This is a genomic window from Tahibacter sp. (assembly GCF_035481375.1).
GTDB lineage: Bacteria > Pseudomonadota > Gammaproteobacteria > Xanthomonadales > Rhodanobacteraceae > Tahibacter.
The window spans coordinates 1-5,867 of sequence record NZ_DATIGT010000144.1 but is presented as its reverse complement, the minus strand read 5'-3'; the positions used below and the strand labels follow the sequence as shown (position 1 = coordinate 5,867).

Genomic DNA, 5,867 nt, shown 5'->3' with positions numbered 1-5,867 from the left:
CGCCGCGCGGCTCGGCCGCCGCCGTCTGCTCGCGATCGCGATCGGCGGATTCACGGTGGCTTCGGTGTTCTGCGCGATGGCGACCGACATCGGCCAGATGGTCGCGTTCCGCGTGATGCAGGGACTGTTCGGCGCGGCGCTCGTGCCGATCTCGCAGTCGACCCTGCTCGACGTGTTTCCGCGCGAGAAGCACGGTGCCGCGATGGCGATGTGGGGCATGGGCGTCATGGTCGGTCCGATTCTCGGTCCGCCGCTCGGCGGCTGGCTGACCGACCACTACAGCTGGCACTGGGTGTTCCTGATCAACGTGCCGATCGGCGTAGCGGCGCTCGTCGGCGTGCTCGCGAGCGTGCCGGCCGACGACGCGCACGACTATCGCTTCGACTGGCGCGGCTTCGCGCTGCTCGCGGCCGGCATCGGCGGACTGCAGCTGATGCTCGACCGCGGCGAGCAGAAAGACTGGTTCTCGGCGCTCGAAATCCAGGTCGAGGCAGCCGTCGCGTTCCTCGGTTTCTATCTCTACTGGGTGCACTGGCGCGGCGCGCAGCGGCCGTTCCTCGACCTCGGCCTGCTGCGCGACCGCAGTTTCCTCGCCGGCAACCTCTTCATCTTCGTGATCGGCATCGTGCTGTTCGCGACGATGGCGCTGCTGCCGCCGTATCTGCAGAACCTCATGGGCTATCCGGTCGTGACGACGGGCCTGCTGATGGCGCCGCGCGGCGTCGGCACGCTGATCGCGATGCTCGTCGTCGGCCGCCTGCTCGCGCGCGGCGCCGACGCGCGCGTGCTGATCCTCGCCGGCCTCATGCTGACCGTTGTATCGTTGTGGCAAATGGCACATTTCAGCGCCGACATGCCGGCGTCGCCGGTGGTCTGGGCCGGCGTGATCCAGGGACTCGGCCTCGGCCTCGTGTTCGTGCCGGTCTCGACGATCGCCTATGCGACGCTGCCGATGCGGCGCCGCACCGAAGCGGCCGGCATGTTCAGCCTGACCCGCAACCTCGGTTCGAGCATCGGCATCTCGCTCGTCATGACGATGCTGTCGCGCGGCACCCAGACCAACCATGCCGAACTCGCCAGCCGCATCACGCCCTACGGGCATACGCCCCTGCCGGCCGGCATCGATCTGCACAGCGCGGCCGGCCTCGCTGCACTGAATGGCGAAGTTTCCCGTCAGGCTGCCGCAATTGCCTTCCTCAATGACTTCTGGCTGATGATGATCCTGACGCTAGCTGCGATACCGTTGCTGCTGACGTTCCGCCGGCCGGACCGCGAGGCTGCGCCGGCACCGGCCGCTGCTGCCGATCACTGATTCACTCCTCCGCCACGCGGGCGGCGTAGCATGGTCGCGATCTGGCGGCCTCCGCCATGAAAATCGCAGCCGCGCCGCTCCGGCGAGCGCGGCCACCGTCGCCTGCCGTTCCTGCACGCGACGGACAAGGAAGCTCACGATGCTCAAGCGTTACCTGCCATTGCCGTTCGTTGTCGCCTGCTGTCTGCTCGCCGCCTGCAGCGGCGACGATCCGTCGAAGAAGGCGCCGCAGGCCGCACCGGCGAAAGTCACGGCGCAGGCCGTCGAGAGCAAACCCTGGTCCGACGTCATCGAGGCGCTCGGCACGGCGCAGGCCAACGAATCGATCACGCTGACCGCGAAGATCACCGAAACGGTGCGCCGCGTGAATTTCGCCGACGGCCAGGCCGTGTCGGCCGGCGACGTGCTCGTGGAACTCACGTCGAGCCAGCAGGCCGCGCAGCTCAAGGACGCGCAGGCCATGGCCGGCGACGCCGACCGGCAGTACCGGCGCCAGCAGGACCTCGTCAAACAGGGCACGGTGTCCAAGGCGCTGTTCGACACCGCGACCGCGACGCGCGATTCGAACCACGCCAAGGTCGACGCGATCCGCGCGCAGCTGTCCGACCGCGTCATCACCGCGCCGTTTTCCGGCGTGCTCGGCCTGCGCCGCGTGAGTCCGGGCACGCTCGTGACGCCGGGCACCGAGATCACGACGCTCGACGACATCGACCTGATCAAGCTCGACTTCTCCGTGCCGGAAACGCAGCTCGGCGCGCTCGCCGTCGGCCAGGAAGTGCAGGCGCGCACGGCCGCGTGGCCGGATCGGCAGTGGCGCGGCAAGGTCACCTCGATCGATTCGCGCGTCGACACCGCGTCGCGCTCGGTGCTCGTGCGCGCCGAGATCGAAAACAAGGAACGCGTGCTGCGTCCGGGCATGCTGCTGACGGTAGACGTGTTCCGCGCGCCGCGCGACGCGCTCGTGCTGCCGGAAATCGCGCTCATGCAGATCGGCGCCGATTCGTTCGTGTTCCGCGTGAAGGCCGACAGCACGGTCGAGCAGGTGCGCATCGTGCCGGGCGCACGCCGCCGCGGCGAGATCGAGATCCGCGAAGGACTGCTCGCCGGCGACCGCGTTGTCATTGACGGCACCGTGAAGCTGCGCAGCGGCGCGAAGGTCGCGGTCGAGGAACGCGTCGCCGCGACGACTTCATCGGCCGCGTCGAACTGAGGAGGCGCCCATGCTGCTGTCGGACGTCTCGGTCAAGCGCCCCGTCTTCGCGACCGTCCTGTCGCTGATCCTGCTCGTGCTCGGCCTGATCGCGTTCACGCGGCTGCCGCTGCGCGAACTGCCGAACATCGATCCGCCGATCGTCTCGATCGACACCACGTATACCGGCGCATCGGCGGCCGTCGTCGAGACGCGCGTGACCCAGGTGCTCGAAGATGCCGTCGCCGGCATCGAAGGCGTCGAGAGCGTGCAGTCCTCCAGCCGCAACGGCCGCTCCAGCATCACGATGGAGTTCACGCTGAACCGCGACATCGAAGGCGCGGCGAACGACGTGCGCGACGCCGTCGCGCGCGCCTCGGACCGGCTGCCCGAGGAAATCGATCCGCCGCAGGTCGCGAAAGTCGAGGGCGATGCCGACGTCATCATCTGGCTGAACCTCAGCTCGCCCAATCTCGACCAGCTCGCGCTGACCGACTACGCGGATCGCTACATCGTCGACCGGCTGTCGTCGATCGACGGCGTCGCGCAGGTCAACTTCGCCGGCGGCCAGCGCTATGCGATGCGCATCTGGCTCGACCGCAAGGCGCTCGCCGCGCGCAACCTCACCGCGAACGACGTCGAGAACGCGCTGCGCCGCGAGAACGTCGAGCTGCCGGCCGGACGCATCGAATCGGATACGCGCGACTTCACGCTGCGCGTGTCGCGCGACTACCGCACCCCGGAAGATTTCGGCGAACTCGCCGTCGCCAAGGCCGACGACGGCCACGTCACGCGCCTGGCCGAAATCGCGAAAGTCGAGCGCGCCGCCGAAGAGCGCCGCGCGTACTTCCGCGGCAACGGCAAGCCGATGGTCGGCCTCGGCATCGTCAAGACCTCGACCGCGAACAGCCTCGACGTCGCCGATCGCATCAAGACGGAATTGGCCCGCGTGCAGCAGTCGCTGCCCGACGGCATGACGATCGGCGTCAGCTACGACTCGACCGTCTTCATCGACGCGGCCGTGCACCAGGTCTACAAGACGCTCGGCGAGGCCGTGCTGCTCGTGCTCGTCGTGATCTTCCTGTTCCTCGGCAGCGTTCGTGCGGCGCTGATTCCGGCCGTGACCGTGCCGGTCTGCGTGATCGCCGCGTTTCTCGGGCTCTACGCGTTCGGTTTCTCGATCAACCTGCTGACCCTGCTCGCGCTCGTGCTGTCGATCGGCCTCGTCGTCGACGACGCGATCGTCGTGCTGGAGAACTGCCAGCGCCGCGTCGATCTCGGCGAGCCGCCGCTGATCGCCGCGTATCGCGGCGCGCGCCAAGTCGCCTTCGCGGTGATCGCGACGACTGCCGTGCTGATCGCCGTGTTCCTGCCGATCGCGTTCATGGAAGGCAACAACGGCCGGCTGTTCCGCGAACTCGCCGTCGCGGTCGCCGGCGCGGTCGCGATCTCGGCGTTCGTCGCGCTGACGCTGACGCCGATGATGTGTTCGCGCCTGCTGCGCGCGCACAAGCACGAGAAGGGCTTCGTCGCGTGGACCGAGCGGCAGCTCGACCGCGTCAGCAACGGATATCGCCGTGCGCTCGAAGCGACCGTCGTGCATCCGCTGCTCGTCGGCGCCGCGCTGCTCGTCGCCGTCGCCGCGATCGGCCTGCTGTTCGTGCGCGTGCCGAAGGAGCTCGCGCCGCCGGAAGACCGCGGCGTGTTCTTCGCCCAGGTACTCGGTCCCGAGGGTGCGGGCTTCGACTACACCGTGCAGCAGATGCACGAAGTGGAAAAGCGGCTGCTGTCGCTGTCCGGCGACGGCAAGCCGGTGTTCCGCATCAATGCGCGCGTACCCGGCGGCTGGGGCCGCAGCGAGGAAATGCACACGGGCCAGTCGACCGTGCTGCTCAAGCCCTGGGACGAGCGCAGCAAGACCACGGCGGAGGTCGTCGACGAGGCGCGCGCGCTGCTGTCGGACATTCCGGGCGTCCGCGCGATTCCGCAGGTGCGACAGGGCCTCGTGCGTTCGGGCGGGCAGCCGCTGCAGATGGTGCTCGGCGGACCGAACTACGAAGAACTCGTCGAGTGGCGCGATCGCATGCTCAAACGCATGGAAGCGAATCCGCAGCTGTTCGCCGCCGATTCCGACTACAAGGAAACGCGCCCGCAAATGCGCGTGAGCATCGACCGCGCGCGCGCGGCCGACATCGGCGTGTCGGTCGATGACATCGGCCGCACGCTCGAGACCATGATGGGCTCGCGCCGCGTGACGACGTTCGTCGACGGCGGCGAGGAATACGACGTGATCCTGCAGGCGCAGGACACGGATCGGCGCAGTCCGACCGACCTGACCAATCTCTACGTGCGTTCGCGCGCCGGGCAGCTGATTCCGCTCGCGAACCTCGTGACCCTGAGCGAACTCGCCGAACCCGGCACGCTGAACCGTTTCAACCGCCTGCGCGCCGTCACGCTGTCGGCCGGACTCGCGCCCGGCTACACGCTCGGCGAGGCGCTCGACTGGATGCGCCAGGTCGCCACCGAGGAGCTGCCGGAGACCGCGCAGATCGACTACAAGGGCGAGTCGCGCGAATTCCGCAAGGCCGGCGGCGCAGTCGCGTTCACGTTCGCGATGGCGCTCCTGATCGTGTTCCTCGTGCTCGCCGCGCAGTTCGAGAGCTTCGTGCATCCGCTCGTGATCATGCTGACCGTGCCGCTCGCGGTGCTCGGCGCGCTGCTCGGACTCTGGCTCTGGGGATCGAGCCTGAATCTTTTCAGCCAGATCGGCATCGTCATGCTCGTCGGCCTCGCGGCGAAGAACGGGATCCTCATCGTCGAATTCGCGAACCAGCTGCGCGATCAGGGCCGCTCGATCCGCGATGCGATCCTCGATGCGTCGGCCGTGCGCCTGCGCCCGATCCTGATGACGTCGATCGCGACGATCACCGGCGCCGTGCCGCTCGTGCTCGCGAGCGGCGCGGGCGCGGCGAGCCGCGTGACGATCGGTGTCGTCGTCGTGTTCGGCGTGACCTTGTCGACGCTGCTGTCGCTGTTCGTCGTGCCGGCGTTCTATCTGCTGCTCGCGCGCTTCACGCGCTCGCCCGAAACCGTCGCGCGCGAAATCGAGACGCAGGAACACGCGCATCCCGACGCGGAAACCGCCTGAGCGGCCGCCGCGCTATGCTCGGCGGCATCACGCCTGCACAGCGAAGCCAGCCATGAATTCCCACGACGACGACACGCGGCGCGGCCGCGGCGACAGTCCCTGGAGCAACGCGCGACCGCGCAGCGGACCGCGTCCGGACAAGCGCGAGCGCGAGCGGCGCCGCGCCGAGGAAGCCGGCGGCCCGGCGCCGCGACCTGCCGACGAGGCGCCGCGCGGCG

The 5,867-nt window shown here is 68.8% G+C and carries 3 protein-coding genes; all 3 read left to right on the top strand.

Translation table 11 applies throughout. From position 1 onward, the window contains the following. The coding region (locus VLF18_RS09820; protein WP_325279446.1) for a DHA2 family efflux MFS transporter permease subunit at window positions 1-1,312 on the top strand (1,312 nt) is incomplete at its 5' end. A 139-nt stretch (window positions 1,313-1,451) separates the two neighbouring features. Then, window positions 1,452-2,522, top strand: coding sequence for an efflux RND transporter periplasmic adaptor subunit (locus VLF18_RS09815; RefSeq protein WP_325279445.1), 1,071 nt, complete (start codon window positions 1,452-1,454; stop codon window positions 2,520-2,522). Window positions 2,523-2,532: 10 nt separating this feature from the next. Next, window positions 2,533-5,649 carry an efflux RND transporter permease subunit gene (locus tag VLF18_RS09810; protein WP_325279444.1) on the top strand — a complete coding sequence of 1,039 codons (3,117 nt, stop codon included), beginning with the start codon at window positions 2,533-2,535 and terminating at the stop codon, window positions 5,647-5,649. Window positions 5,650-5,867 lie beyond the last annotated feature (218 nt).

Bases quoted from the DNA above. Each gene is read 5' to 3' on its own strand.
- VLF18_RS09815 (WP_325279445.1), top strand. From the start codon at position 1,452: ATGCTCAAGCGTTACCTGCCATTGCCGTTCGTTGTCGCCTGCTGTCTG.
- VLF18_RS09810 (WP_325279444.1), top strand. From the start codon at position 2,533: ATGCTGCTGTCGGACGTCTCGGTCAAGCGCCCCGTCTTCGCGACCGTC.